Here is a 26,967-nt window from a genome sequence, read left to right on the forward strand (position 1 = left end):
AGCCAGCTCCCACCTCGACCGCACCAATTTCAAGCCTGGTGCAGTACCTGTGGGAGCTGGCTTGCCGGCGATGGGCTGCAAAGCAGCCCCCTTAGGCAGGCACAGCCTCCGCATCCGCCTCCCGCTCCCACACCCGATGCCCTTCTACCGCTTTGACGAAGGCATCCACGGTCTTCTGCTCATCCCCCAGCAGCAACCCCTTGTCTTCTTTTAGCCCCAAGCTGCCCAAAAGCTCTTTGGTCAACACCATCGCCTTCAGGTGCTTGTAGCCCTCCAGCAGGAAATGCTTGGCCAACCCGCTGGCCGCCAGCGCATCGGTCGAAGCCTTGCCCCCAGGCACGACAATCCCATCGAACATGATCGATGGCATCCCCTCCATGGACGCATCCACCGGCAGTTGTTTGCCAGCCGCCGTCTTCACCGGCGCCGAAGTCGGCCCCAGCAGCATTGGCCTGGCGCTTTGCGCTTCCAGCGCCTTGACCAGCCTGTCGACGCTCGCCGCGTCCACTCCGTCTGCCACCAACAGCGCAATCTTGCGCCCCTTGACACCCACATCACCGGGGTGGTTCATCTGGCTCAAAGCCTTGGACTGCGCCAGCTTGCTGCCTTTGACCTGCACAGTGCCAGCCTTCGGCGCTGACAACCCCAGGTTCGCCGCTACCGCAGCAGCGAGCTTCAGGTCGATGTTCGCCAGAATCTCGTTCACCTCACGCTGGCGAATGGCTTCACGCTCCACTTTGCCCAGTTCAAAGCTGTAGGCCTTGATGATGTGCTGCTGCTCGATCGGGCTCATGCTCTGGAAGAACAACCGCGCCTGCGAGAAGTGGTCGCCGAACGACTCGCTGCGCTGACGGATCTTGTGCGCATCGATGCGCTCCTGATAACTCTCGAAACCGCCATCCTGCGCGGCAGGTGGCGTTTCCTTCGGCCAGCCGCCGTCGATGGAATTGGGCTCGTACGAAGCCCGCCCCTTGTCGATGGTCATGCGGTGCATGGCATCGCGCTGGCTGCTGTGGTTCGGCGCCACCGGGCGGTTGATCGGGATTTCATGGAAATTCGGCCCGCCCAGCCGGCTGATCTGCGTGTCGGTGTAGGAGAACAGCCGGCCCTGCAGCAGCGGGTCGTTGGTGAAGTCGATGCCCGGCACGATATGCCCCGGGCAGAAGGCTACCTGCTCGGTTTCGGCAAAGAAGTTGTCCGGGTTGCGATTGAGCACCATCTTGCCCAGCAGCGTCACCGGCACCAGCTCTTCGGGGATGATCTTGGTCGGGTCGAGCAGGTCAAAGTCATACTTGTGTTCGTCAGCCTCGGGGACGATCTGCACGCCCAGTTCCCATTCCGGATAGTCGCCGGTCTCGATGGCCTCCCACAGGTCGCGACGGTGGTAGTCGGTGTCCTTGCCCGCCAGCTTCTGCGCTTCATCCCACAGCAGCGAATGCACACCCTGGCGCGGCTTCCAGTGGAACTTGACGAAACTGGCCACGCCCTCGGCGTTGATCAGGCGGAAGGTGTGCACGCCAAAGCCCTCCATCATCCGCAGGCTGCGCGGGATGGCACGGTCGGACATGGCCCAGGTCACCATGTGCGCCGACTCCGGCACCAGCGAGACGAAGTCCCAGAAAGTGTCGTGAGCCGAGCCGCCGGTAGGCATCTCGTTGTGCGGCTCGGGTTTGACTGCATGCACGAAGTCCGGAAACTTGATGGCATCCTGGATGAAGAACACCGGCATGTTGTTGCCAACCAGGTCGAAATTGCCTTCATCGGTATAGAACTTGACGGCAAAGCCGCGCACATCGCGAACCGTGTCACCCGAGCCTCGCGGCCCCTGCACCGTGGAAAAACGCACGAATACCGGGGTCACCTTCTCAGGGTCCTGCAGGAAACCGGCCTTGGTCAGCTCGGCATGGCAGCCGTAGCTCTGGAAGTAGCCATGCGCCCCGGTCCCGCGGGCATGGACGATACGCTCCGGAATGCGCTCATGGTCGAAGTGGGTGATCTTCTCGCGCATGATGAAGTCTTCGAGCAGCGAAGGCCCGCGAGCACCGGCCTTGAGGCTGTTCTGATTGTCGGCGATCTTCACGCCCTGGTTGGTGCGCAAGGCCTGGCCTGTGGCATCGCTGCGGAAGGTTTCCAGGCTCTGAAGCTTGGCATTGGTGTTGGCCCGGTCCGGGGTCTGGGTGCCAGCGGCCTCGCTGTGCTTCGGCGCGTCCGTGTTCTTGCTGGGCATGATCGGCTCTCCTCGTCAGTCTTAAGGCATACCCGTTTCGGGCTGTGTGCAAGTAGTGACCGGGAGGCTTTGCCGAGCGTTCAATCAGGATTACCGGTTGTCGCGATATGCCCGAAGGATTGGTGCATTACGAAATAAATGCTAAGAACAGCTATGGGAAAAGGCTAAAATGCGCGACCCCAGCTAACCGCTGACCCAAATTCCATGCGCCCCACAAGGTTCGCTACGTGATCGAGTTCCAACAGGTACACAAGACCTACCGCGTCGCCGGTAGGGAAATCCCCGCACTGAATCCGACCAGCCTGACCATCGAAGATGGCCAGGTGTTCGGCCTGATCGGCCATTCCGGCGCCGGCAAGAGCACCATGCTGCGCCTGATCAACCGCCTGGAAGAGCCTTCCGGCGGCAAGATCATCGTCGACGGCGAAGACGTTACCGCGTTCAACGCGAGCCAGCTGCGCGGTTTCCGTCAGCAGGTCGGGATGATTTTCCAGCACTTCAACCTGCTGGCCTCCAAGACTGTCGCCGACAACGTCGCCTTGCCACTGACCCTGGCCGGCGAGCTGTCGCGCAGCGAAATCGACAAGCGCGTGACCGAGCTTCTGGCCCGCGTCGGCCTTTCCGACCATGCCAAAAAGTACCCGGCGCAGTTGTCCGGTGGCCAGAAGCAGCGCGTCGGCATCGCCCGCGCCCTGTCCACCAACCCGAAGATCCTGCTGTGCGACGAGGCCACCAGCGCCCTCGACCCGCAAACCACCGCCTCGGTCCTGCAATTGCTGGCCGAAATCAACCGTGAGCTGAAGCTGACCATCGTGCTGATCACGCACGAAATGGACGTGATCCGCCGGGTCTGCGACCGCGTGGCAGTGATGGACGCCGGCCAGATCGTCGAGCAGGGCTCGGTGGCCGAGGTGTTCCTGCACCCGCAGCACCCCACCACCAAGCGCTTCGTCCAGGAAGACGAGCAGGTTGACGAAGGCGAGCAGCGTGACGACTTCGCCCACGTGCCGGGCCGTATCGTGCGCCTGACCTTCCAGGGCGAGGCCACCTACGCGCCGCTGCTGGGCACCGTGGCCCGCGAAACCGGTGTGGACTACAGCATCCTCGCCGGGCGTATCGACCGCATCAAGGATGTCCCCTATGGCCAGCTCACCCTCGCCCTGATCGGCGGTGACATGGAAGCGGCGTTCGCCCGCTTCAAGGCAGCTGACGTACATATGGAGGTACTGCGTTGATGGACGCCCTGAATTTCTTTGCCAACGTCGACTGGGCCGAAATCTGGCTGGCCAGCGTCGACACCATGATCATGCTGTTCGGCTCGCTGTTCTTCACCGTGCTGCTCGGCCTGCCGCTGGGCGTGCTGCTGTTCCTCTGCGGGCCAAAGCAGATGTTCGAGCAGAAGGGTGTGTATGCGCTGCTGTCGCTGATCGTCAACATCCTGCGCTCGCTGCCGTTCATCATCCTGCTGATCGTTATGATCCCGATCACAGTGCTGATCACAGGCACTTCCCTGGGCGTCGCCGGCGCCATTCCGCCGCTGGTGGTGGGTGCCACGCCGTTCTTCGCGCGCCTTGTGGAAACCGCCCTGCGTGAAGTGGACCGCGGCATCATCGAAGCCACCCAGTCGATGGGCGCCACTACCCGCCAGATCATCACCAGCGCACTGCTGCCGGAGGCTCGCCCGGGCATCTTCGCCGCCATTACCGTGACCGCCATCACCCTGGTTTCGTACACCGCCATGGCTGGTGTGGTCGGTGCCGGCGGCCTGGGCGACCTGGCCATCCGCTTCGGCTACCAGCGTTTCCAGACCGACGTGATGGTCGTCACCGTGGTGCTGTTGCTGGTACTGGTTCAAGTCCTGCAGAGCGTGGGCGACAAACTGGTCGTGCATTTTTCCCGTAAGTAACCCCAATGGGGTCGGCCCGGCCGACCCGTTCGGGGGCCGTCGCGGCCCTCACAAGGAGTGATCAATGAAGAAGCTGCTTGCTGTTGTCGCCGCTGTCGCGGCCTTCTCGGCCCACGCCGAGTCCCTGACCGTTGCCGCTACCCCGGTTCCGCACGCCGAGATCCTCAACTTCGTCAAACCTGTTCTGGCGAAAGAGGGCGTGGAGCTGAAGGTCAAGGAATTCACCGACTACATCCAGCCGAACGTGCAGGTGGCGGAAAAGCGCCTGGACGCCAACTTCTTCCAGCACCAGCCGTACCTGGATGAGTTCAACAAGGCCAAGGGTACCAAGCTGGTGAGCGTTGCCGGCGTGCACATCGAGCCGCTGGGCGTGTACTCGACCAAGATCAAGAAACTGGACGAGCTGTCCTCCGGCGCCACCGTGGTCATCCCCAATGACGCCACCAACGGCGGCCGCGCGCTGCTGCTGCTGGACAAGGCCGGCGTGATCAAGCTGAAGGACAACAAGAACATCCTGTCCACCGTGAAGGATGTTGCCGAGAACCCGAAAAGCCTGAAGTTCCGTGAGCTGGAAGCAGCCACCATCCCGCGCGTGCTGACCCAGGTCGATGCTGCCCTGATCAACACCAACTACGCGTTGGAAGCCAAGCTGAACCCGGAGAAAGACGCCCTGGTCATCGAAGGCAGCGACTCGCCTTACGTGAACATCCTGGTTGCCCGCCCGGACAACAAGGACTCGGACGCCATGAAAAAGCTGGCTGCTGCGCTGCACTCGCCTGAGGTGAAGCAGTTCATCAACGAGAAGTACAAAGGCGCTGTGGTTCCGGCGTTCTGATCCGAAATCCCCGGGGCCGCTTTGCGGCCCATTCGCCGGCAAGCCAGCTCCCACAGGTACAGCGCCAGCCTCAGGCCCTGTGAGGTCCCTGTGGGAGCCGGCTTGCCGGCGATTTGCCCTGGCAGGCAAACCATGAGGACCGAGGCGTACGCCGTACTTTGTAGGAGCGGCCTTGTGTCGCGATAGGCCTGCGCAGCAGGCCCAAAAATCTCAATCCCGCTTCACGAGCCCGGGCAACTGCGCCACCAGCTTCTGGTTGTTGAACGGCGCCCGAATGAACCCGCGCTGACGCCCATCCGGCCCCACTACCGCCAGGTTGCCGCTGTGATCCACGGTATACCCAGGCTTGCTGGTATCGGCCGGAATGAACGGAATGCTCAAGGCATTGGCCAGCTTCTGGGTATCCTCGATCGACCCCGCCACCCCGACGAAATCCTTGTCGAAATAACCCAGGTACTGCTTCAGCTGGTTCGGCGTGTCGCGGTTCGGGTCAACGCTCACCAGCACCACCTGCAGCCGGTCGACGGCCTCCTTGGGCAGCTCGCTCTTCACCTGGCGCAACTGGGCCAGGGTGGTCGGGCAGATGTCCGGGCAGTAGGTGTAGCCGAAGAACAGCAGCGACCATTTGCCCTTCAGGTCATCCAGTTGCACCGGCTGGCCGTCCTGGTTGGTCATGGTCACGTCGGCCACGGTACGGCTCTGCGGCAGCAGGATGATGCCGGCATCGATCAGTTCGGTGGGGTTGGGCTGGTCGCGGCCATTGAGCACCTTGTTGACGGTCAGGCCCAGGATCAACGCGACCAGGGCAACGAGGATGAAGACGGTTTTCTGGGTTCGGGTCATAGGTTCAGCATCAGGTAGTGGTCGAGGAGCAACGCGATGAACAGCGCGAACAGGTAGCCGATAGAGTACTTGAAGGTGCCGATCGCTGCGTGCGGCCGGCTGCCACGGTACAACACCCATGCCCATTGCAGGAAGCGCAGGCCCAGTACAAGGGCACAGGCCAGGTACAGCGGGCCGCTCATGTGGATGGCGTACGGCAGCAGGCTCACCGCCAGCAATACCAGGGTGTACAGCAGGATATGCAGCTTGGTGTAGCGCTCGCCGTGGGTCACCGGCAGCATCGGGATATCGGCCTTGGCGTACTCCTCCTTGCGGTGGATGGCCAAGGCCCAGAAGTGTGGTGGGGTCCACGCGAAGATGATCAGCACCAGCAGCAGGGGCTCGGCGCTGACATGCCCACTGACCGCCACCCAGCCCAGCAACGGCGGGGCGGCGCCGGCCAATCCGCCGATGACGATGTTCTGCGGCGTGGCGCGCTTGAGAAAGCCGGTGTAAAGCACCGCATAGCCGAGCAGGGAAGCCAGTGTCAGCCAGGCAGTGAGGGCGTTGGTGAACACCAGCAGCAGGGCCATGCCAAGTAGCGCCAGCGCCAGGGCGAACAGCAGCGCCGGCAGCGGCTCGACCCGGCCCTGGGCCAGCGGCCGCTTGTGGGTACGCGCCATCAGCGCGTCGATGCGTCGGTCCACCACATGGTTGACCACCGCCGCGCCGCCTGCACAAAAGCCGATGCCCAGGTTGCCGAACAGCAGCACGCTCCAGCTGACACCCGCACGGGTGGCAAGGAACATGCTCGCCAGCGAGGTGATCAGCATCAGCACCACCACCTTGGGCTTGGTCAGCTCCAGGTAGTCACGCCAACTGGCCCTCTGTGCGCTCAGAAGCGTCGCCACGAATCATTCCTCATGTGGTGGGAGATGCCCACGCCAGCCACGGGCCGCAGGCGCCAGCCATGGCCGACACCCACGCGAACCTTGTCGACCACGCGGATGCGGTAGTTCACCAGCACCATGCTCAACAGCAACAGCGCCCCACCAGCGTTGTGCGCCACGGCCACGGCCAGCGGCAGGTGCAGCAGCACATTGCTGATGCCCAGGCCAACTTGCACCACCAGCGCCAGCAGCACCAGCCGCGCCAGGCCAGGGAGGCCGCAGCGGTGCAGCTTCCAGCTGAGCATCAGCAGCACGCAGGTCACCAGTAATGCGCCCAGGCGGTGGCTGATGTGGATGGCCGTTCGCGCATCACTGTCCAGCTGCCCGCCCAGGTAATTGGGCCCGACATGCTGGGTCAGGTGGAACCCGTTGCTGAAGTCCGCCGCCGGCCACCACTGGCCGTGGCAGGTGGGCAGGTCGATGCAGGCGACGGCCGCGTAATTGGCACTGACCCAGCCGCCCAGGGCGATCTGGCCGATCACCACCAGCAAGGCCAGCGCGGCGATCCGGCGCAGGCTCAATGGCAGCTTTGGCAAGGGCGCAAAGGCCCGCGACAGACGTAGGGACAACAGGAACAACAAACTCAGGGTAGTGAAGCCGCCAAGTAGATGCGCGGTGACCACCTGCGGCCACAGCTTGAGGGTGACCGTCCACATGCCGAAGGCTGCCTGGGCCAGCACCACGCCCAGCAGCAGCAAGGGCAGGCGGTAAGGCTGGCCATCGCGGGCATGCCGGCGCAGCGCCTGCAAGGCGAGCAGGGCGATCACCATTGCCAGGGTGCCGGCGAAGTAGCGGTGGACCATCTCGGCCCAGCCCTTGGCGGCTTCCACCGGGTGTTCGGGGAAATGCAGCTCGGCATGAGCCAGCTGCGCTTCGCTCTTGGGCACGCTGATGAAGCCGTAGCAACCCGGCCAGTCCGGGCAGCCGAGGCCGGCGTGGGTCAGGCGGGTATAGGCACCGAGCAGGACGACCAGCAGTGCCAGCAAGGTGGCGAACACAGCAAGGCGGAATCCGGGTCTGGCCATGGCAGGCTCCTAGCCGATGTTGGACAGCTTGAGCAGGTGGCGCAGGTCGTCCAGCACATGCTTGCCGTTGACCTTGGCGTCGTAGCGCAGCACCAGGTTGCCGTGTGGGTCGACGATCCACAGCTGCGGGCCGGTCTCGCCGACCTTTTGCAGGTAGCGTTGCGCATCCAGCGGGTAACGCTGCAACTGTGGGTATTCGCGGCCGAGCAACGCCTGGTAATCGGCACTTGCCGGCTGGGCGGCCGCCAGGGCATGGCTGGCACGGCTGGCATCACGGCCCAGGCCGACCTGGATCTGCCGGGCCAGGTACACCAGCCGCTGGCAATCCTCGGCACAGGCTGTGGGTGCGCTCACCAGCAGCTGCCAGCGCTCGTCCTGGCCCGCCACGCCGAGATCGGAAAGGCTCTCACCGTTGCCGATCATCACGCCGTGGTAGCTGCGGCCGTCCGGCACCCAGAACTTGAGCTTGTACATGCTGGTGGCCAGAACCATCGGCCCGAGCACCACCAGCAGAATCAACAGCAGCTGCAAACGCCCGCGGGCTCTGGGTTTGCTACGTTCAGGCACTTCCAGTGGAGTGGCGGTGGCCATGGCGTTTCTCCTTGTTGTGGCGCCAGCCGAAGTAGAGGTAGAGCAGTACCAAAGTGGTTGCCAGGGCAAACCACTGCACGGCGTAACCAAAGTGTTTTTCCGGGCCCATGGCAACGACCGGCCAGTCCAGGCGATAGGTCGCCGGGCCGGGTTCCAGGCGCAGCTCTTGGGCGAAGCCTTCGCGATCGAGCTGTTGCCATAACTGCGCGGCATCCACGGCGGTCAGCAGGTGCGGCCACTGGCCTCCTGCAGGGTCGGGATGCAGCTGGAACGTGCTGCCAGGCGCGACATATACCGAAGCGTCCAGCGCCAACGCCTGGGCAGGGGTATCGAAATGCACCGGCACGCGGCGGTCCGGCCAGGGCAGCCAACCGCGGTTGACCAGCAGCCACAGGCCGCTGGCCTGGTCATGGAAGGGTTGCAGCAGCTCGACACCGGCCTGGCCATCACGCATGCGGTTGTCCAGCAGCAAAGTGTGCTCGGCGTCGAAGCGGCCATAGAGATGCACGCGGCGGAAGGCATTGTCCTGGTTCGCTGTCAGCTGGGCCATGGCCACTGGCGCTTCGACCCGCCGCTCGGCATAGGCGGCCAGCAGCACGCGCTTTTCCTCGGCACGGCCGAGTTGCCAGCAGCCAAGCGCGATCAGCCCCGGCAGCAGCGCAAGCACCACCAGGGTTGGTACCCAGCCCGGACGAAACGGCCTCATCGGAGCCTCGTCGGGCCGATCGCTATACTTATCCACATCACCGCATCCCCCCGGAGTATCGCCATGCTCAAGGCCGCGATTGTCCTGATGCTGTTGGCCACGATTGCCAGCCTGTTCAGCGGCCTGGTGTTTCTGGTCAAGGACGATGAAAACTCGACCCGTTTGCTGAAGGCACTGACCGTGCGGGTGACCCTGGCGGCCCTCACCATCGGCCTGGTGGCCTGGGGCTTCATCAGTGGTCAGCTGGTCTCACACGCCCCCTTCTGAAGTTTTCACCTGACCCTGTGGGAGCGGGCATGCCCGCGAATGCGATGTTGAATGTACCGACGCATTCGCGGGCGCGCCCGCTCCCACAGGGTTCTCTATTCACAACACATAGACAAAGATGAACAACCCCACCCACACCACATCGACGAAGTGCCAGTACCAACTGGCCGCCTCGAAACCAAAGTGTTTCTCCGGGTTGAAATGCCCGCGCAAGATGCGCACGAACATCACGATCAGGATGATCGTGCCCAAGGTCACGTGGGCGCCGTGGAAGCCGGTGAGCATGAAGAACGTCGCGCCGTAGATACCCGACCCCAGCGTCAGCCCCAGCTTGGTATAGGCCTCGTGGTACTCGTAGGCCTGCAACGCGATGAAGCTGGCGCCCAGGACGATGGTCAGCGCCATCCAGAATTTCAGCGGGCCACGGTGGCCGCGGCGCAGGGCATGATGGGCGATGGTGATGGTCACGCTGGAGCTGACCAGCAAGATGGTGTTGATCAGCGGCAGGTGCCACGGGTCGATCACTTCCTTGGGCGGCGGGAACAGTTTCGGGTCGGGCGTGTGCAGCAGCGGCCAAGTGAATTCGAAGGTCGGCCACAACATGTGCGCAACACCCTTGGCCCCTTCACCGCCCAGCCACGGCCCGGCCAGCACGCGCACGTAGAACAGCGCACCGAAGAAGGCCAGAAAGAACATCACCTCGGAGAAAATGAACCAGCTCATGCCCCAGCGGAACGAGCGGTCCAGTTGCGGGCTGTACAGCCCCGCGCGGCTCTCCCGCACCACCGAACCGAACCAGCCGAACAGCATGTAGGCCAGGAACAACGCACCGATGAAGAAGATCAGCGGCCCGTGCGACTCGGGGTGGCCGGCCTTCATGTCGTTGAACCAGGTACCCAGGCCGAACACCGTGATGAACATGCCGATGGTGGCGATGATCGGCCACTTGCTCTGCGCCGGAACGTAGTAGTGCTCATGACTTGCCATTGCTGTTCTCCTTCCCTTAACGGGCGCCCTGGACGTCCTGAACCGCGACATGCGCGACCGGCGGGTGGCGAGCGGTGATGTCGAACAAGGTGTAGGCCAGTGTCAGGTGCTTCACGCTGGCCGGCAGGTCGCGGTCGACAATGAAGCGCACCGGCATCTCGATGCGTTCGCCGGGCTGCAGCACCTGCTGGGTGAAGCAGAAGCACTCGGTCTTGTGGAAGTACGCCGCAGCCTCGGCCGGGGTGATGCTGGGGATGGCTTGCGCACTCATCGGCCGATCGGTCGGGTTATGGGCGATGAAGATCATCTGGTTCACCGCACCCGGGTTGACCTCCAGCTGGTCGGCGGTGGAGTAGAAGTCCCAGACCATGTCGCTGGCATTGGTCGACATGAACTGCACCCGCACCGAACGCGTCGGGTCGCTGACCTGGCTGCCTTCGTACTGCCCTCCGGTCTTGCCGTTGATGCCGAAGGCCTTGCACATCACGTCATAGATAGGCACCAGGGCGAAGCCGAAGGCGAACATCACCACCGTCAGCATCAACAGGCGCAACACCAGACGTTTCAGCGAAAGTCCGTTCATGGCACGGTTCCTATTTCACTTCCGGTGGCGTCTGGAAGGTGTGGTAGGGCGCAGGCGAAGGGATCGACCACTCCAGGCCCTCGGCGCCATCCCATGGCTTGGCCGGTGCCGGCGCGCCGCCGCGGATGCACTTGATGACGATGAACAGGAAGAAGATCTGCGTGGCGCCGAACATGAACGCGCCGATCGACGACACCATGTTGAAGTCGGCGAACTGCAGGTTGTAGTCGGGGATCCGCCGTGGCATGCCGGCCAGCCCCACGAAGTGCATGGGGAAGAAGGCCATGTTCATGCCGACGAACGATAGCCAGAAGTGCAGCTTGCCGAGGGTTTCGTCGTACATGTGGCCGGTCCATTTCGGCAGCCAGTAGTAGGCCGAGGCGAAGATGCCGAAGATCGCCCCAGGCACCAGCACATAGTGGAAGTGCGCTACCACGAAGTAGGTGTCGTGGTACTGGAAGTCCGCCGGGGCGATGGCGAGCATCAGCCCACTGAAACCGCCGATGGTGAACAGGATGACAAAGGCGATGGCGAACAGCATCGGCGTTTCGAAGGTCAGCGAGCCTTCCCACATGGTACTGACCCAGTTGAACACCTTCACCCCGGTAGGCACGGCGATCAGCATGGTGGCGTACATGAAGAACAGCTCGCCGACCACGGGAATACCGACCACGAACATGTGGTGGGCCCAGACGATGAACGACAGGAAGGCGATGGCGCCGGTGGCGTACACCATCGAGGTGTAGCCGAACAGCGGCTTGCGCGAGAACGCCGGGATGATCGAGCTGACCGCGCCGAAGGCCGGCAGGATCATGATGTACACCTCGGGGTGGCCGAAGAACCAGAACACGTGCTGGAACAGCACCGGGTCACCACCGCCGGCGGCACTGAAGAAGCTGGTACCGAAGTGGATGTCCATCAGCATCATGGTCACGACGCCGGCCAGCACCGGCATCACCGCAATCAGCAGGAATGCGGTAATCAGCCAGGTCCAGACGAACAGTGGCATCTTCATCAGGGTCATGCCTGGGGCGCGCAAGTTGAGGATGGTGGCGATCACGTTGATCGCGCCCATGATCGAGCTGATGCCCATCAGGTGGATGGCAAAGATGAAGAAGGTGACGCTGGCCGGCGCGTAGGTGGTGGACAGCGGGGCGTAGAAGGTCCAGCCGAAGTTGGGCCCGCCGCCCGGGCTGAACAGGGTCGAAACCAGCAACAGGAAAGCCGCCGGCAGCAGCCAGAAGCTGAAGTTGTTCATCCGCGGCAGGGCCATGTCGGGCGCGCCGATCATCAGCGGGATCATCCAGTTGGCCAGGCCGACGAAGGCCGGCATCACCGCACCGAACACCATGATCAGGCCGTGCATGGTGGTCATCTGGTTGAAGAACTCCGGCTGGACGATCTGCAGGCCGGGCTGGAACAGCTCGGCGCGGATCACCATGGCGAACGAGCCGCCGAGCAGGAACATGATGAAGCTGAACCACAGGTACATCGTGCCGATGTCCTTGTGGTTGGTGGTCAGCACCCAGCGCATCAGGCCCTTGGCCGGGCCGTGCGCATGGTCATGGCCGTGGACGTGGTCGTCGATCACTGCACTCATGTCCTGTCTCCTGCAATCCATTGATTGCCGCGAGTAACCCGGTTCATTGCGCTTCTGCCTGCTTCAGCGCCAGCACGTCCTTCGGCGTGACCATGTCACCCTTGTTGTTGCCCCAGGCGTTGCGCTCGTAGGTGACCACGGCGGCGATGTCGACTTCCGAGAGCTGCTTGCCGAACGCGGCCATGGCAGTGCCAGGCTTGCCGTGGAATACGATGCCCAGGTGGGCTTCCTTCGGCCCGGTGGCGATCTTCGAGCCCTTGAGCGCAGGGAACATCGGCGGCAGGCCCTGGCCTTCGGCCTGGTGACAGGCCACGCAGGTGGTGTGGTAGACCTTGTCACCACGTTCCACCAGCTCCTCCAGGGTCCATTCCTTGCTGGTCAGCTCCTTGAGCTTCGCAGCTTCGGCCTTGCGCTCGCCCAGCCAGGTGTCGTAGTCGGCCTTTGACTTGACCTCGACCACCACCGGCATGAAACCGTGGTCCTTGCCGCACAGCTCGGTGCACTGGCCGCGGTAGATGCCGGGCTTCTCGATACGGGTCCAGGCTTCGTTGACGAAGCCGGGGATGGCATCACGCTTGACCGCGAAGGCCGGCACCCACCAGGAGTGGATGACATCGGCAGCGGTTACCAGGAAGCGCACCTTGGCGCCAACCGGCAGCACCAGCGGCTGGTCGACTTCGAGCAGGTAGTGCTCGTCCTTGGGTGCCTTGTTGTGGATCTGCTCGGTGGGGGTGGCCAGGTTGCTGAAGAACTCCACGTCCTGGCCAAGGTATTTGTAGTGCCACTTCCACTGGTAGCCGGTAACCTGGATATCAATGTCCGACTCGCTGGCATCGTAGATGTCGATCAGGGTCTTGGTGGCCGGGATGGCCATGGCCACCAGGATCAGGAAGGGGACCACGGTCCAGAGGATTTCCACCCAGGTGTGCTCGTGGAAATGCGCAGCCTGCTGGCCGGTGGAACGGCGGTGGATGACCATGGACCAGAACATCGCGCCAAAGACAACGATGCCGATGATCACGCAGATCCAGAAGATGGTCATGTGCAGGTCGAAGACGGCGTTGGAGACTTCCGTCGCGCCTGGGTGCATGTTCACGGTCCAGGCGGCGTTGGCCTGACCAAAAACCGACCACAACAGGAGGCCCATCCAGACATGTGGATGTCGCATCATTGCGGGTTCCCCTTCTCGTTCTTGTAGTCCCGGAGGCGTGGCCTGCGGCAAGAGGGAACGGTGGTCAAGACTACCTGGCTTCGACGACCGAGCCCCTGCTAAAAGCAGTCGGGCCTCATCAACGAATCACGTTCACCGGGAGTATAGACAGCGACCAACGGCACGCAACGAAGCCCGTGAAATGAACTTCATGAAATGGCTGAATGGCCTGAAAACCGCGCGCTTGACACGGCATGGCACAATAATGGCTTTTCGATATGCCTGAGCATGCACACGTTTGCGCGACTTATAACAAATGCGTCTTAGGTATTCTGTATACCGAGCTAATTTAGTGTCTTCCGTTTGAAACGTAATGTCCCTGGAGTTGTCATGAACATCGCTGCTGTACGCGAGCAGGTAAGCCAAGCCCATCAACACGAAGGCCAGACCGGCCAACTGAAAAAGCGTCTCGAGCTGCAACTGCCCCACCTGCACCCCTCGATCCAACTGCCTGAGCAGGACGCCCAGGGTACTTTGGCGCGCTTCGTCAGCGCCTACATCGACCAGGTTCCGGAACTGCTGGAGGCCGCCCATGAGGTCGCCCGCGAGGCCGGGATCGAATCGCAGATCAAACCTGTACTGAAAATAGCCGAGGCCTACTTCCTGCAGCCGCCCAGCGTGATGCAAGGGCATGTGGGCTTGGACTGCCTGCTGGATGAGGCCTACCTGGCGCACCGCCTGGTGGAAGAGGTGAACGACCTGTACATCCGTCACTTCCAGCAACCGTTGATCCCGGTCGACACCACCGTCGCCAACCTGATCGCCCACCAGCTGATTGGCGAAACGTTTGCCAATCAGCTGGATGAAGTGGTGCACCACTCGGTGGATGAAATGTTGAACGACGAAAGCTTCGCGGTGGAGTCGGTGGAGGCCTACCGCGAGAAATTGAGCAGCCCGGAAACAGGCGCGGCGTGGAAGCGCTGGCCGTGCCTGTCACGGCAGCTGGGGGTGGAGTTGGGCCAGCCGGCCTGAAGTTCCTGTCCCGGCCTCTTCGCGGGCACGCCCGCTCCCACAGGGAAAGCACATGCCTTGATGACTGTGGATTACCTGTGGGAGCGGGCGTGCCCGCGAAAGGGCCGGCTCATGCAGCAAAGATTCCGGCTCTAGGCCCCAACCCCGGCCGTAGTCCGCATCCGCCCCTCGATCCGCCGCTTCAAGCGCCGCTGCTCGATCAGCAACCGCGACCCATTGGCCGAATTACTGCGCCCCCAATCCTCAAGCAGCTCAAGGCACGAGTGGTCGATATAGCTGAGGTTACCCAACGGCACATGCAGGGTGGTCCCCGCCGGTACGCTATCCAGCACCTGGGTCAGCGCCGGCACCTTGAGGAAGGTAGCCGCGCCACTCAACCGCAGCTCCATGTGTCCAGCCTTTTCCAGGCTGACCAGGTTGATCTTCAATCGCGCCGCCTTCAGTGCCAGCTTCAGCAAGGTCAGGGCAAAGCCCAGCAATACACCGGTCAGCAGGTCGGTAAAGATGATCGCCAGCGCCGTCGCCGCGTAGGTGAACATCGGCATGCGGCCATAGCGGCCCAGCCCACGAAACGCCTTGAAATCCACCAGCTTGACCCCGGTAAACACCAGCACACCCGCCAGGCTAGCCACCGGGATCTGCTGCAGCACGCTGCTCAGCGCCACCACGAACGCCAACAGCCACAGGCCATGGAAGATCGCCGAAGCCCGGGTCTGCGCACCCGCCTGCACATTGGCCGAGCTACGCACGATCACCCCGGTCATCGGCAACGCACCGAGCACCCCGCACAGCATATTGCCGATGCCCTGGGCCGACAGCTCCCGATCAAAGTCCGAACGCTGGCCGCTGTGCATACGGTCGACCGCTGCAGCCGACAACAAGGTTTCGGCACTGGCGATGAAGGCCAGGGCAAAAGCGGCGACCAACAAGGTAGGGTCGGCCAGTTGCATCAGGTCACCAGGGCGGATCCAGTCGATGGCCTCGGACAGGTCGGCCGGCACCTGTACGCGGTTCACCGGCAAAGCCAGCCAGATACTGATGGCCGTCATGGCCGACACACCCAGCAGGGCACCCGGGACGAAGCGCAGCCGCTGCGGTCGCAGCCGCTCCCAGCTCCACATGATGGCGATGGTGCCCAGGCCAAGCGCACCGGCCATCCAACCAGAGCCGGCGCTTTCCTGCGGTAGGGCGGCGGCCACGGTCGCCGGGAACTCCAGCAGGTTCTGCATGCCGGATGGCTGCGGCGCGGTGTCGAACATCACATGCACCTGCGAAAGCACGATCAGCACGCCAATCCCCGCCAACATGCCGTACACCACCGCCGGAGCGGTAACCCGGAACCAGCAGCCCAGGCGCAGGCGCCCGGCCAGTAACTGCAGCAAGCCGGCCAGCAGCAGGATCGGCCCGAGCATGGCCATGCCGTGCTGGCGTACCAGCTCGAATACCAGTACCGCCAGACCGGCGGCCGGGCCACTGACCTGCAGCGGCGAACCGGCGAGGAAACCTACGACAATACCGCCGATAATGCCGGTAATCAGGCCTTTGGCCGGTGGCATGCCAGAGGCGATCGCAATGCCCATGCACAACGGCAGTGCCACCAGGAAGACCACCACCGACGCCAGCAACTCACGCGGCAGGGCCGCTTTCAACTGTGTAATGTTCACCGTGTTTCTCCTTTCTTTGTCACACAGCCATTCCCCTGGCCGTGGGCACGTTTGCCCCTGACGAGCGCGCAGGCGCGGGCCGCCAGCGGGCGTGCCGGCAAGGCAGTCAGGGAATTCAAGGCAGCCGAAGGCCGTGCCACACCCCTACGGGGTGCAGCCGGCTATCAAGGTTCCAGCGGGTGGATGGGTCGCTTAGTAGCGGCCTCTCGGAGTAGCGCAGGGGACCGGCTCGCCAGCAGCCAAGGGCAGGAAGGTATCGCTGGCAGCGTCGTAGGCTTCGATCTTGCTGGTCTCGATGTCGTAGACCCAGCCATGGATGTACAGCTCACCGGCTGCCAGGCGCGAGGCCACCGAAGGGTGGGTGCGCAGGTGATGCAGCTGGGCGATGACGTTTTCTTTGGTCAGCACCTGCATGGTTTCGTGTTCGCTGCCGCACGAGCAGTTGTTCTCGACCACGGTGCGGGCCACTTCGGCGTGGCGCAACCAGGCGGACACGGTCGGCATCTTGGTCAGCGATTGCGGGTTGAGTACGGCACGCATGGCGCCGCAGTCGGAGTGGCCGCAGACGATGATGTGATGCACTTTCAACGCCAGTACGGCGTATTCGATGGCGCTGGAAACGCCGCCGTTCATCTGGCCATACGGCGGTACCACGTTACCGACGTTACGGGTCACGAACAGGTCGCCAGGTGAACTCTGGGTGATCAGCTCGGGAACGATGCGCGAGTCGGCGCAGGTGATGAACATGGCTCGCGGGGTTTGCGCGGTGGCGAGCTTCTTGAACAGCTCTTGCTGCTCGGGGAAAACGTCATGGTGAAAACGCAGGAAGCCGTCGACGATGTGCTTCAGGGCGGCATCGGCGCTCTCCGCGGGGACCTGCGGTACGACCTTGGATGGGTCCTTGACGGGCATGATTCATCCTCTTGACGGTGTGTAGGTAAATCCATTTTACCGGTGAAAGATTCTGGCTATGCAGGGATTTAGATGACACGCACGGGCCATAGATCACAGTCGGTGAAGACTGATTTCCTACGCTAGCGGGGAAAACTTAACTGAAACTTAATTCGAAGGCTCTAGAACAGGTGTTCCAGATAGGAAAGGCGGGTATTGGATAATAGCAAAAAAACATCAACTGCCAAGAGCCATTACTGCAATTATCAACTTTAATTAGTTGCATTGAGGGCTGGCAATGCGCCACATGCGGGCACCCGGAACCTGCGCAGAACCTGTGGGAGTGGGCGTGCCCGCGAAGGAGGCAGCTCGGTACATGGCACCGGCTGTGCCGGTGTTCGCGGGCGCGCCCGCTCCCACAAAGACCGTACTCTGCTCAAGCATCAGAACAACGCCATCTGCCCACCCGGCGGGCAAAACGCCGAACAATCCAGCGCCTGCGCTTCTCGCCCTTCGAACTCCAGCCGATTCATGGCCTTGGCAAAACGCTGCGCCAGCAATTCGGCAAACACGCCTTCACCGCGCATGCGCGCACCAAAGCGGCTGTCATACAGTTCGCCGCCGCGGCTCTGGCGGATCAGGCTCAATACATGCGCCGCCCGCTGCGGGTAATGGTCCTGCAGCCATTGCTCGAACAACGGTGCCACTTCCAGCGGCAGGCGCAACATCATGTAGGCTGCGCTCTGTGCACCTGCCTCCCTCGCCGCCTCCAGCAGCCGTTCCAGTTCACTGTCGTTGATCATCGGAATCATCGGCGAACACAACACGCCCACCGGCACTCCCGCCTCGCGCAACACGCGGATCGCCCGCAAGCGCGCCTTGGGTGACGCCGCACGCGGTTCCAGCACCCGTTTCAAGTCATCGTCCAGCGTGGTCAGGCTGATCATCACCCGCACCAGGCGCTGGCGAGCCATCTCGGCCAGCAGGTCGAGGTCGCGCAGCACCAGCGCCCCCTTGGTGACGATGGTCACCGGGTGGCGAAAACGCAGTAGCACTTCGAGCAGGCGACGGGTCAGCAGTTGTTCACGTTCGATCGGCTGGTACGGGTCGGTATTGGAACCCAGGTTGATCGGCGCGCACACGTAACCCGGTTTGCTCAATTGTTGCGCAAGCACCTCGGCGGCGTTGGTCTTGGCAATCAGTTTTGTCTCGAAATCCAGGCCGGGGGAAAGGTCCCAGTAAGCGTGGGAAGGGCGGGCATAGCAGTAGATGCAACCGTGCTCGCAGCCACGGTATGGGTTGATGGAACGGTCGAAGGGCAGGTCGGGCGAGGTATTGCGACTGATCACCGATTTGGCCGTCTCTACCCGTACCTCGGTGCCCTGGGTTTGCGGCACCTCCTGATACCAGCCGTCATCCTCCACCACCGAATGGCTGGGGGCAAAGCGGTTGTGCGGATTGTGCGCCGTGCCACGGCCCTTTTGCGGTGCTGGAGGAATCATGGCCTACCCCGAATACTGTATTCATGTACAGTATCGCGCATGCCTGATTCTTTCCAGCACCTCCGGTCAGCCCACTCTCACTTCAGGCCATGCCAACGCAGGAAGGGCAGTTGGCTTGACTGCCGGCCGAGAAACGCCTCAATGCCGTCACGTAAAGGTCGCGATGCCCCAGGGGCAAGCAATGTTTCCTGCAGCGCCCGGCCTGTGGCCCGGTCCAGCAGGCCTTGGGCCTCGAAGCGGGTGAACAGGTCGAATGCGTGCACGTCCGACCACAGATAGGCGTAATAACCGGCATCGTAGCCGTTTACCAGATGGTCGAAGGCATGCGCCGGGTGCTCGAAATCGGCCAAGGGCCAGTAGCCACAACGCTCACGAGCATCGCCCAGGCGCTGCTCGAGGGACCGGCCATCGTTCGGCGTGCCATGCAGGTCCAGATCGAACAGCGCCATGCTCAGATCGCGCGCGGTTTCCTCCACACCTTGCTGCCGCAAGCGGCGCAGGCATTCATCGACCCGGGCCCGGGAAAGCTTGCTGCCATCCTGAAGTGGCGAAGAAATCGCCACCAGGTAATCCGCGTCCCAGACCCAGCGCTCAAACAGCTTGCCGAACAGTTCCACGCCATCGGTACCGAGTTCGGTGACGTTGGACATCACGTGGTTGGTCGTGCGCACCAGCAAATGGTGCAAGGCATGGCCAAACTCATGGAACAGCTTGCGCAGTGACAGATGGTCCAGCAACGGCTGGCTACCCGGCAGCGCTGCAGGCACGTCGCTGTAGACCACCACCGAGGCCGCCTGGAAGATGCCCTCGGCATCGACCCGGCGGTTGCGAATGTAGGTGGTGAACACCGAGTCAGGTTGCTTGCCGGCATGCTGTACGGCGTCCAGGTACAGGAAACCGATCAAGGCGTTGTCCTGCCACACCTCGAACGGTTGCACGCTGTCATCCCAGGTTGCCAGCGGCTTGGCCAGCAGCGTTACGCCAAACAGTTTTTCCGCCAACTGCTGCAATGCGCTGACCACGGCATTCAGCGGGAAGTGTTCGCGCAAGGCTTCGGTGGAAAGCACCTCGCGCGACGAGGCCTGCAGATAGGCAATGTCCCAGGGCTGGACATTCCCCAGACCTTTGGCTGCGGCCTGATACTGCATATCTGCACGCCACTGCAGCACGGCCGGCCGCACATGGTCGGCAAGGTCATGAAGAAAGCCGCGCACCTGGGCAACCGAACCCGCGCTCTTCGAATGGAGGCTCTGCTCCAGATGGCTGGCAAAGCCGAGCAAGTGGGCCTTTTCTTCCAGCAGCCTCGCCAGTTGCTCCAGGTGCGAGCGATTATCCTGCTGTTGGCCAAGGCCGACGCCTCGGGTGTTGTAAGCCCGGTATACGCGCTCACGCAGCTGCCGGTTGTCGGCATGCTTGAGCACGGCGTCGGTAGTCACGCTTTCACATGCAATCAACCAACCCGGCTCACCCGCCTCCTGTGCCCTGGTAGCCAGCTCGTCACGAATGCGTTGAGGTACGCCGCTCAGTTCGGACTCATCCGTAATGCTCAGCCCTGGCCGGTTGATGTTGCTGCGAAACGCCTCGCGCGCAGCGCCAATCCGTTTCAGCAGTTCGGCCAGGCGTACCTTGCCTGCGGGGTCGAGCGATACACCACTGGAGGTGAACTTGTGCAGATGCCAGCGCAGCGTGGCGCGTTTCTGGGCATCCAGCTGCTTGCCGATGTCGCTGTTGGCCAAGCGCTCATACAGACCCTGCAGTGCTGAATTGGCGAATTTCTGTTCGAACCGCTCCGTGGCCTTGGCGAAGAAGTCGAAGATGGCGCCGGCCCAGGCTTGATCCCGACCAACTAATGGCGAGGCGGCATACAACACCGTCAGCAGCTGACTATCCAGCCCGTCCACCGCCAGCACCATGTCATCCCAGGTTGGCAGTGCCTGCTGTTCGCGAATGATGCGCTCGATGCCTTGCTCGTGCGCCAACAGCACGTGGTCGAAGGCAAACTGCATGTTTTGAAGCGTGATCGAAGGATAATCGACGGGGATACGGCTATTTTGCAGAAGGGGGTTGTCCATGGTGCAACACCTTGCTCGTAGAGAAGAGCAGGCGAGCTTGCATGGCCAGCGTGCAGCAGGTGGCCTGACTATCTACCACCCGGGGCATGCCCGCCCGGGCACGAACCCGGGCGGCACGACGGCTTTATTCAGCCGGTTTCTTCAGCTTCGGGTTGGGGAAGAACTGCACCGTCTGTACCTTGGCCGGCGCGGCTTTCGGTTCCAGATGGTTGACCCGGGTGCCGAGCTCCTTCGGCACCGACAAGCCCTGCTCGTTGAGGGTGTCAGTAAAGCCGCAGGCCACGCACTCGCGGTGCGGTACGCCGTCTTCGTTCCACATCATCAGCTTGTCGGTCTCGCTGCACGCCGGGCATACCGCCCCGGCAATGAAGCGTTTCTTGGTCTTGTTCACGGCTACCTCGCTCATGCTGCAGCGTCCTCGCTCAGGCCACTATGGCGCAGCAAGGCATCGATGGAAGGCTCACGGCCACGGAAGTCGACGAACAGCTCCATCGGCTCGCGCGAACCACCACGTGCCAGGATCGCCTCGCGGAAAGCTCGGCCGGTTTCGGCATTCAGCACGCCTTCTTCCTCAAAGCGCGAGAAGGCGTCTGCCGACAGCACCTCGGCCCACTTGTAGCTGTAGTAGCCCGCCGCATAACCACCAGCAAAGATGTGCGCAAAGCTGTTGGGGAAGCGGTTGTACGCCGGTGGGCGCATGACAGACACCTCGTCGCGCACGCCTTCGAGCACCTGCAGCACGCTGCGGCCGTCGCCATGGGTTGCATGCAGCTCGAAGTCGAACAGCGAGAACTCCAACTGGCGTACCATCATCATGCCCGACTGGAAGTTCTTTGCCGCCAGCATCTTGTCCAGCAGGTCCTGGGGCAGGGGGGCGCCGGTTTCGTAGTGGGCGGAGATCAGTGCAAGGCCTTCCGGCTCCCAGCACCAGTTTTCCATGAACTGGCTCGGCAGTTCGACCGCGTCCCAGGCCACGCCGTTGATGCCGGATACACCGGCATGCTCGATGCGGGTCAGCATATGGTGCAGACCGTGGCCGAACTCGTGGAACAAGGTGGTGACTTCATCGTGGGTCAAAAGCGCCGGCTTGCCGGGCGCGGCCGGGGTGAAGTTGCACACCAGGTTGGCCACGGGGCTCTGCAACTGGCCAGCGGCTGTGCGGCGACGGTCACGCGCGCCATCCATCCAGGCGCCGCCACGCTTGTTGGCGCGCGCGTAGAGGTCGAAGAAGAAGCGGCCGACGTGCTGGCCGTTTTCCTTGATCTCGAACAGGCGCACATCCGGGTGCCAGCTGTCGAAGCCCTTGAGCTCGGCAATCTCGATACCGTAAAGGCGCTGCACGATGCTGAACAGGCCACCCAGCACCTTGTCGATCGGGAAGTAGGCGCGCAGGGCTTCCTGCGACACGCTGTAGCGCTGCTCGCGCAGCTTCTCGCCGAAGTACCCGGCGTCCCAGCTGGCCAGCTCAGGGCAGCCCTGCTCGGCGGCATAAGCCTTGAGCTGCTCCAGGTCCTGGGCGGCGAACGGCTTGGACCGCTTGGCCAGGTCACGCAGGAAGCTCAGCACCTGGTCACTGGACTCGGCCATCTTGGTGGCCAGGCTAAGCTCCGCGTAGTTCTTGTAGCCCAGCAGTTCGGCCAGCTCCTGGCGCAGGTCAAGGATTTCCTGCATCACCGGGCCGTTGTCGAACTGGCCGGCATTCGGGCCCTGGTCCGAGGCGCGGGTGCAGTAGGCCGCGTATAGCTCTTCGCGCAGGGCGCGGTCGCTGGCGTAGGTCATCACCGCGTAGTAGCTGGGGAATTCCAGGGTGATCAGCCAGCCGTCGAGGCCCTTGGCCTGGGCGGCCGCGGCCATCTGCGCCTTGGCCGAATCGGTCAGGCCGGCCAGCGCGGCTTCGTCGGTAACATGCTTGGTCCAGGCCTGGGTGGCGTCGAGCAACTGGTTGGAGAAACGGCTGCCCAGCTCGCTGAGCTTGCTCTGCACTTCGGCGTAGCGCTGCTGTTTATCCGCCGGCAGGTCGATACCCGACAGGCGGAAGTCACGCAGGGCGTGCTCGAGGATAGTCTTTTGCGCCACGTCGAAGCCGGCGGCCTCGGGGCTGTCGATCAGCGCCTGGTAGGCTTCGAACAGCGCGCGGTTCTGGCCCAGTTCGGTAGAGTAGGCGCTCAGCGCCGGCAGGCACGACTCATAGGCTTCGCGCAGCTGCGCGCTGTTGCACACCGCATTGAGGTGGCTGACCGGGCTCCAGGCGGCGCCCAGGCGGTCATTCAGTTCGTCCATGGCCAGCACCAGGCCAGCCCAGGTAGGGTTCTTGCCCTGCTTTTCGAGGATCTCGGCAATGGCTTTACGGTTGTCGGCCAGGATCGCTTCGATCGCCGGCAATACGTGTTCGGCACGGATTTGCGAGAAGGGCGGCAGATCGTAGGACTGCAGAAGCGGGTTGTTCGCACTCACGGTTTGGATACCTTGGCAGAAGAAACACTGCCCCATCTTAATTACAATCGACGCCGACCGCAGCAGGCAGCCTGCCTATCGGCACAGATGAGAGACGCTATCATGGCCATCCGAAGCTTCCAGCAACACACTCCGAAAGTTGGGCCCAGGGCCTTCGTCGACCGATCGGCGGTAGTGCTGGGCGACGTGGAAATCGGTGAAGACAGCTCCGTATGGCCGTTGACCGTGATACGCGGCGACATGCACCGCATCCGCATCGGCGCGCGTACCAGCGTGCAGGACGGCAGCGTGCTGCATATCACCCATGCCGGCCCGTTCAACCCGGACGGCTTCCCGCTGATCATCGGTGACGAAGTGACCATCGGCCACAAGGTCATGTTGCATGGCTGCACCCTGGGCAACCGCATCCTGGTCGGCATGGGCAGCACTATCATGGACGGTGCCATCGTCGAGGACGAAGTGATCATCGGCGCCGGCAGCCTGGTGCCGCCGGGCAAGCGCCTGGTCAGTGGGTACCTGTACATGGGCAGCCCGGTGAAGCAAGCCCGGCTGCTGAACGACCAGGAACACGCGTTCTTCGCCTACAGCGCCAGTAACTACGTGAAGCTCAAGGACCAGCACCTGGCCGAAGGCTACGACCAACCGGAATAACCCCTTCGCGGGCGCGCCCGCTCCCACAGGTCTAGCGAAGCCTTCAAGGCCAGTGCCGTACCTGTGGGAGCGGGCGAGCCCCCGAGGGAAGCCCCTCAACACTCAAGGGGAACCCACAAATGCACCAGCAAAACATCCTCTTCGACCTCGACGGCACCCTGACCGACCCACGCCAGGGCATCACCCGCTCGATCCAGTATGCCCTGGCCAAACTGGGCATCGACGAGCCGGACCTTACCCGCCTCGAGCACTTCATCGGCCCACCCCTGCTGCAGGCCTTCATGCAGTTCTACAGCTTTGACGAAGCCAAGGCCTGGGATGCGGTGAACTTCTATCGGGAACGCTTCAGCGTCACCGGCCTGTACGAAAATCTGGTGTTCGAAGGTGTGCCGGAGCTGCTCGAGGCCCTGAACGGGCAGGGTCGCACGCTGTACATCGCCACCTCCAAGCCGTGGAAGTTCGCCCGTGAAATCGCCCGGCACTTCGCCTTCGACCACCACTTCAAGGTGATCTATGGCAGTGAACTGGATGGCACACGCACCAACAAGGTCGAGCTGATTCGTCACCTGCTTGAGGAAGAAGGGCTGGACCCGGCGCAGACGCTGATGATCGGCGACCGCAAGCATGACCTGATCGGTGCGCGCAGCAATGGCTTGCAGGCGGTGGCGGTGGGGTACGGGTTTGGTAGCCAGGAAGAGTTGATGGCCGAAGAGCCGGCCTACCACTTTGCTACCTTGGCCGAGATGCATCAGGCATTTCTCAAGGCTTGATAGCCATTGGGGCTGCTTTGCAGCCCATCGCCGGCAAGCCAGCTCCCACAGGGGTAGCACATGGCCTGAGGTAAACACGGTCCGGGTGGGAGCTGGCTTGCCGGCGATGGGCCGCAACGCGGCCCCAAAATCTCACCGGCTGACCATCAACCGCCGCAACGCCGCCTTCCGCTCTTCAATCGGCAACCGCCCAAACTGCTCGACCCGCTGATAAAACCGCGCCCAGTCCCCACCCACCTCACGGAACACCGCCGCAAACGCAGGTACCCACTGGTCATACAGCCCGAACGGCAGCAACTTGGCATTGCTCATCGGCCCATACATCCAGGCGTCATAACGCTTGTCACCACCCCACTGGGCATCACGCACCTGCCGGTATTCCCGCCTAAGTAGCTCGAACTCTGCCTGCTTGGCCGCCCGCTTCTGCACATCATCCAGAGGCCCGGCATAAATCGCCTGCAACCGCTCGCGGCTGGCCAGCACCAAACGGATGAATTGCTCACGCTGCTGCCCCTGCTCCCCGCCAGAGGCAGCCAGGCCCCGCGCCACACGCCATTGCCGCGTGCCTTCCTGCTCGACGAAGGAGGCAAACGACTCGTTGAACTCGGTGTCGTCCTGCACATAGAAGCGCTGGTGGGCCAGTTCATGGAAGATCAGCGTGGCCAGGCGCTCGTCGCTCCAGCCCACCATCGACGACAGGATAGGGTCGTCGAACCAGCCCAGAGTCGAATAGGCCTCCACGCCGCCCACGTACACATCCATGCCGTCCTGGCGCATCAACGCCGCCGCCCCACGTGCCGCGCCTTGCTGATAATAACCGCGATAGGCCACACACCCCGCAATCGGGAAGCAGTGCGTCACTGGCTGCAACGACAGCTCGGGGGTAGCGAACACATTCCACACCACATAGGGCCTGCCAATGTCGGCATACACCCGGTAGCTGCGGTTGTCCGGCAGCTTCAGCTGCTGGCTGGCAAATACCCGCGCCTGCCTGGCGTGTTCCAGGCGCGCGCGCAATTGCGCCGAAGTGGCCGGATTGGCCAATACCTGCTCCACCGGCTGCCGTGCGCGTAGCAGCTGCCACTGGCCCTCGGCCAACTGCCCATAGTAGGCGGCGCTGCTACAACCGTTCAGCAGGAGCACCGCCAGCAGGGGAACCAAACGGGTGAAAACAAGGTCGAGTGGCCCAGGGCCTGAGCGCTGCATAAGAATAAGTCGAAGCATCCGGAACTGTCTGACTCGCTCAAGGCCGATTCACTCCAAGACTATCTCGCCAAGGGGGCGTTTCGCCATGCGTGCACTGTTGGTCACCGGCTCATTGCTGCTGATATCCGCCTGTTCGACCTTCCCAGACCCGGACCCGAACCAGGCCTGGATCGACCTCACGCCCTACGACAACACCTCGCTGCACGCTGTGCAGGTAGATGAACGCGACTGGGCCGATAGCCGTTACTTCGAAGTACAGCCCGGCAGCCACGAGCTGACCGTGCGCTACCAGTTTCCGGTTACCCCCAGCAATATCGGCCCGGTCGAGGAGCCTTTGTGGCGGGATTGCCAGGTCAAGCTGACCTTCAAGGATTTCAGTGCCGGCCAGCGCTACCAGTTGCAGGCTGGCAGCATCGGCTTCCGCCCCTGGATCAAACTCTATGACCGTCAGCAAAAGCTGGTTGGCCAGGGCTCGCCTGCAGGCTGCCAGCGCACCTGAAACGCACAAACGGCGCTATGCTTGTAGCCTATAAGTCGCAAGTGGGAGTATTGCCATGCGCCAGCCCATGATGCTGATCGCCCTCAGTGCACTGGGGGCATGCGCCAGCCCCTTGCCGCCCGTCGACCCCAAGCAGGCCTGGGTCGATCTGTACACCATGACTCCCGGCAGGGTGATCATGGCCGACCGCCTCGACGGCAAGCGCCTGGAAGATGGCCGTTACTTTCAGGTGACGCCGGGCAAGCACGAACTGGTAGTGCGCTTCGATTACGAGATATATGGGGGCGGCCTCATGACCCAGCCCCGAGATCGTACCTGTTACCTGACTGTTCGCTTTGACAACTTCAAGGCCGGTGAGCGCTATCGCCTGGAGGCACGGGCGCCGGTGATGGAGCCGCAGGTGCTACTGTATGACGGCAGCCGCAAGGTGGTGGTGAACGAGCCTAGCGAGGTGTTCTGCATTCCTTGACCTGGGGCTGCTTTGCAGCCCATTCGCAGCGCAAGGCTGCTCCTACAGGAGATACGCGATCCCTGTAGGAGCGGCCTTGTGTCGCGATAGGGCCGCAAAGCGGCCCCC

General features: G+C 62.7%; 26 protein-coding genes. 9 read left to right on the forward strand and 17 right to left on the reverse strand.

Features of this window, described 5'->3' with window-relative positions:
* Positions 1–91: 91 nt before the first annotated feature.
* Positions 92–2,227 (reverse strand): catalase HPII, encoded by a 2,136-nt coding sequence (katE, locus tag ACLCGK_RS23640; protein ID WP_410953090.1) that lies wholly within the window; start codon positions 2,225–2,227, stop codon positions 92–94.
* A gap of 227 nt (positions 2,228–2,454) precedes the next feature.
* On the opposite strand from katE, the gene ACLCGK_RS23645 reads away from it, so the two are divergent.
* From ACLCGK_RS23645 to ACLCGK_RS23655, 3 genes are all read left to right on the forward strand, one after another.
* Positions 2,455–3,462: a methionine ABC transporter ATP-binding protein gene (locus ACLCGK_RS23645; protein WP_410953091.1), complete on the forward strand. Its 1,008-nt coding sequence runs from the start codon at positions 2,455–2,457 to the stop codon at positions 3,460–3,462.
* Complete coding sequence (locus tag ACLCGK_RS23650) at positions 3,462–4,133, forward strand: methionine ABC transporter permease (protein WP_013970307.1); 672 nt, start codon at positions 3,462–3,464, stop codon at positions 4,131–4,133. Before ACLCGK_RS23645 ends, ACLCGK_RS23650 begins: the two co-directional genes overlap by 1 nt.
* Positions 4,134–4,197: 64 nt before the next feature.
* Positions 4,198–4,968: a MetQ/NlpA family ABC transporter substrate-binding protein gene (locus ACLCGK_RS23655; protein WP_100413574.1), complete on the forward strand. Its 771-nt coding sequence runs from the start codon at positions 4,198–4,200 to the stop codon at positions 4,966–4,968.
* A 210-nt stretch (positions 4,969–5,178) separates the two neighbouring features.
* Here ACLCGK_RS23655 and ACLCGK_RS23660 read toward each other — a convergent pair whose 3' ends face one another.
* The 5 genes from ACLCGK_RS23660 to ACLCGK_RS23680 are packed head-to-tail and all read right to left on the reverse strand — an operon-like array spanning position 5,179 to position 9,062.
* On the reverse strand, positions 5,179–5,811 hold the full coding sequence (locus tag ACLCGK_RS23660) for an SCO family protein (protein ID WP_013970305.1): 633 nt from the start codon (positions 5,809–5,811) through the stop codon (positions 5,179–5,181).
* A complete protein-coding gene (gene cyoE / locus ACLCGK_RS23665; RefSeq protein WP_410953092.1) occupies positions 5,808–6,701 on the reverse strand; it encodes a heme o synthase in 894 nt (297 codons plus the stop codon). The genes ACLCGK_RS23660 and cyoE overlap by 4 nt, the downstream gene beginning before the upstream one ends.
* A complete protein-coding gene (locus ACLCGK_RS23670) occupies positions 6,686–7,765 on the reverse strand; it encodes a COX15/CtaA family protein (protein WP_015268468.1) in 1,080 nt (359 codons plus the stop codon). Before ACLCGK_RS23670 ends, cyoE begins: the two co-directional genes overlap by 16 nt.
* 9 nt (positions 7,766–7,774) lie before the next feature.
* Positions 7,775–8,356, reverse strand: coding sequence for a hypothetical protein (locus tag ACLCGK_RS23675; protein WP_410953093.1), 582 nt, complete (start codon positions 8,354–8,356; stop codon positions 7,775–7,777).
* Positions 8,325–9,062 (reverse strand): SURF1 family protein, encoded by a 738-nt coding sequence (locus ACLCGK_RS23680; RefSeq protein ID WP_410953094.1) that lies wholly within the window; start codon positions 9,060–9,062, stop codon positions 8,325–8,327. The genes ACLCGK_RS23675 and ACLCGK_RS23680 overlap by 32 nt, the downstream gene beginning before the upstream one ends.
* 63 nt (positions 9,063–9,125) lie before the next feature.
* On the opposite strand from ACLCGK_RS23680, the gene ACLCGK_RS23685 reads away from it, so the two are divergent.
* Positions 9,126–9,329: a twin transmembrane helix small protein gene (locus ACLCGK_RS23685; RefSeq protein WP_003258925.1), complete on the forward strand. Its 204-nt coding sequence runs from the start codon at positions 9,126–9,128 to the stop codon at positions 9,327–9,329.
* Between the two features lie 99 nt (positions 9,330–9,428).
* On the opposite strand, the gene ACLCGK_RS23690 is transcribed toward ACLCGK_RS23685, so the two are convergent.
* From ACLCGK_RS23690 to coxB, 4 genes are read right to left on the reverse strand one after another with little or no spacing between them, the layout of a single operon-like run.
* Positions 9,429–10,316 carry a cytochrome c oxidase subunit 3 gene (locus ACLCGK_RS23690; RefSeq protein WP_003258926.1) on the reverse strand — a complete coding sequence of 296 codons (888 nt, stop codon included), beginning with the start codon at positions 10,314–10,316 and terminating at the stop codon, positions 9,429–9,431.
* A gap of 16 nt (positions 10,317–10,332) precedes the next feature.
* A complete protein-coding gene (locus ACLCGK_RS23695; protein ID WP_397461833.1) occupies positions 10,333–10,899 on the reverse strand; it encodes a cytochrome c oxidase assembly protein in 567 nt (188 codons plus the stop codon).
* A gap of 10 nt (positions 10,900–10,909) precedes the next feature.
* On the reverse strand, positions 10,910–12,499 hold the full coding sequence (gene ctaD, locus ACLCGK_RS23700) for a cytochrome c oxidase subunit I (RefSeq protein WP_410953095.1): 1,590 nt from the start codon (positions 12,497–12,499) through the stop codon (positions 10,910–10,912).
* Between the two features lie 43 nt (positions 12,500–12,542).
* Positions 12,543–13,670 (reverse strand): cytochrome c oxidase subunit II, encoded by a 1,128-nt coding sequence (gene coxB, locus ACLCGK_RS23705; RefSeq protein WP_015268462.1) that lies wholly within the window; start codon positions 13,668–13,670, stop codon positions 12,543–12,545.
* A gap of 369 nt (positions 13,671–14,039) precedes the next feature.
* Here coxB and ACLCGK_RS23710 point away from each other — a divergent pair, with 369 nt between their 5' ends.
* Positions 14,040–14,681 carry a hypothetical protein gene (locus ACLCGK_RS23710; RefSeq protein WP_043935172.1) on the forward strand — a complete coding sequence of 214 codons (642 nt, stop codon included), beginning with the start codon at positions 14,040–14,042 and terminating at the stop codon, positions 14,679–14,681.
* A 131-nt stretch (positions 14,682–14,812) separates the two neighbouring features.
* On the opposite strand, the gene ACLCGK_RS23715 is transcribed toward ACLCGK_RS23710, so the two are convergent.
* The 6 genes from ACLCGK_RS23715 to prlC all read right to left on the reverse strand — a co-directional run bounded on the left by ACLCGK_RS23715 (position 14,813) and on the right by prlC (position 23,264).
* Positions 14,813–16,345: a SulP family inorganic anion transporter gene (locus ACLCGK_RS23715; protein WP_013970296.1), complete on the reverse strand. Its 1,533-nt coding sequence runs from the start codon at positions 16,343–16,345 to the stop codon at positions 14,813–14,815.
* A 192-nt stretch (positions 16,346–16,537) separates the two neighbouring features.
* Positions 16,538–17,257 (reverse strand): carbonic anhydrase, encoded by a 720-nt coding sequence (locus tag ACLCGK_RS23720; protein ID WP_013970295.1) that lies wholly within the window; start codon positions 17,255–17,257, stop codon positions 16,538–16,540.
* 422 nt (positions 17,258–17,679) lie between these two features.
* Positions 17,680–18,738: a PA0069 family radical SAM protein gene (locus ACLCGK_RS23725; RefSeq protein ID WP_410953096.1), complete on the reverse strand. Its 1,059-nt coding sequence runs from the start codon at positions 18,736–18,738 to the stop codon at positions 17,680–17,682.
* A 77-nt stretch (positions 18,739–18,815) separates the two neighbouring features.
* Positions 18,816–20,810: a M3 family metallopeptidase gene (locus tag ACLCGK_RS23730; protein WP_410953097.1), complete on the reverse strand. Its 1,995-nt coding sequence runs from the start codon at positions 20,808–20,810 to the stop codon at positions 18,816–18,818.
* Positions 20,811–20,934: 124 nt separating this feature from the next.
* The gene (locus tag ACLCGK_RS23735) at positions 20,935–21,216 is read right to left on the reverse strand and encodes a YheV family putative zinc ribbon protein (RefSeq protein ID WP_013970292.1); all 282 of its coding nucleotides are present in this window, start codon (positions 21,214–21,216) and stop codon (positions 20,935–20,937) included.
* Entirely contained in the window at positions 21,213–23,264 is a 2,052-nt protein-coding gene (prlC, locus tag ACLCGK_RS23740; protein WP_410953098.1) for an oligopeptidase A, read from the reverse strand. Before prlC ends, ACLCGK_RS23735 begins: the two co-directional genes overlap by 4 nt.
* A 102-nt stretch (positions 23,265–23,366) precedes the next feature.
* Between prlC and ACLCGK_RS23745 the strand changes: the two genes are divergently transcribed.
* On the forward strand, positions 23,367–23,915 hold the full coding sequence (locus ACLCGK_RS23745; RefSeq protein ID WP_003261048.1) for a gamma carbonic anhydrase family protein: 549 nt from the start codon (positions 23,367–23,369) through the stop codon (positions 23,913–23,915).
* Positions 23,916–24,034: 119 nt separating this feature from the next.
* On the forward strand, positions 24,035–24,685 hold the full coding sequence (locus tag ACLCGK_RS23750; RefSeq protein WP_367394382.1) for an HAD family hydrolase: 651 nt from the start codon (positions 24,035–24,037) through the stop codon (positions 24,683–24,685).
* A 132-nt stretch (positions 24,686–24,817) separates the two neighbouring features.
* On the opposite strand, the gene ACLCGK_RS23755 is transcribed toward ACLCGK_RS23750, so the two are convergent.
* Entirely contained in the window at positions 24,818–25,891 is a 1,074-nt protein-coding gene (locus ACLCGK_RS23755; RefSeq protein ID WP_410953099.1) for an aminopeptidase, read from the reverse strand.
* Positions 25,892–25,976: 85 nt separating this feature from the next.
* On the opposite strand from ACLCGK_RS23755, the gene ACLCGK_RS23760 reads away from it, so the two are divergent.
* Together ACLCGK_RS23760 and ACLCGK_RS23765 are read left to right on the forward strand one after the other, a co-directional pair.
* Positions 25,977–26,390 carry a hypothetical protein gene (locus ACLCGK_RS23760; RefSeq protein ID WP_410953100.1) on the forward strand — a complete coding sequence of 138 codons (414 nt, stop codon included), beginning with the start codon at positions 25,977–25,979 and terminating at the stop codon, positions 26,388–26,390.
* A 55-nt stretch (positions 26,391–26,445) separates the two neighbouring features.
* On the forward strand, positions 26,446–26,859 hold the full coding sequence (locus ACLCGK_RS23765) for a hypothetical protein (protein ID WP_013970286.1): 414 nt from the start codon (positions 26,446–26,448) through the stop codon (positions 26,857–26,859).
* Positions 26,860–26,967 lie beyond the last annotated feature (108 nt).

It is taken from the genome of Pseudomonas sp. S1(2024) (genome assembly GCF_046557535.1).